Source organism: Kitasatospora nipponensis, from assembly GCF_039528135.1.
Classification (GTDB): Bacteria; Actinomycetota; Actinomycetes; order Streptomycetales; family Streptomycetaceae; genus Kitasatospora; species Kitasatospora nipponensis.
This window is the reverse complement of sequence record NZ_BAAALF010000667.1, coordinates 1-758: the sequence shown is the minus strand read 5'-3', so window position 1 is coordinate 758 and position 758 is coordinate 1. Positions and strand designations below refer to the sequence as shown.

Genomic DNA, 758 nt, shown 5'->3' with positions numbered 1-758 from the left:
CCCGTACGGACCAGGCCCCATATGCCGCCCGCCCCTGGGAGCGGGTTCTCGCACGACAGCGTCACCGTGAGGTCGACAAGGCCGGCTCCGTACGCGGAGGGCTGAACATCGACGACGGTGACCCCGCCAACGAAGTAGGAACCCATAGTGGCACCGTCGGCACCGAGCATTTCGAACCAGGCGTTCCCCGCCATGGCGCCACGAGTGCCGACAAGATCAACGCTCTTCAGCAGACCGCCCTGCGGGAAGCAACCCGCGAGGTGAACTCGCCGCGTTCCCTCGTCCTCCGGCAGCGGTGTGAACAACCCATCAGCCTCCTGGGCAAAGCCCCAGAAGTCGGCGTCGTCCTCGTCCGAGGTGAGAGCGTACTTCCGCCCCTGGCTATCCTGAGCTGCTGTTCGCATCGCACTCCCCATGAGAGCGCCGATCCTATCGGCGCCCCGCAACCTGCCCGATTGATGCCAATGCCGAGGTGCGTTGGCATGCCGAGCTCGGTCAGGGGGGCAGGGGTCTGGAGAACGGCAGGCTTTCCCACCAGTACCTCGTCGTCACCGCCCGCTGCGACGCGGCCGACCAGTCGAAGGAGTGCGCTACCTGCTCGCTGCCGAAGTCGACGTACCCCAACTGGGCAGCACTCGATGACATCGAGGCTAATCTCCTACGGCTGGGTGATCGGCGCCGGGTCGACCGGTGTCGTCGGCTGCGGAACCACCGACGGGCGGCCGAGCAGCTTCAAGTCCGCAGTACTCGGAGACCTC

1 protein-coding gene and 1 pseudogene are annotated in these 758 nt (G+C 66.4%); both read right to left on the bottom strand.

The annotated features are described in order from the left end of the window. Positions 1-404, bottom strand: a pseudogene (locus tag ABD323_RS42610) (barstar family protein); the annotation flags it as partial. A 91-nt stretch (positions 405-495) separates the two neighbouring features. Then, positions 496-645: a hypothetical protein gene (locus tag ABD323_RS42605; protein ID WP_344447419.1), complete on the bottom strand. Its 150-nt coding sequence runs from the start codon at positions 643-645 to the stop codon at positions 496-498. Between the last annotated feature and the right edge of the window lie 113 nt (positions 646-758).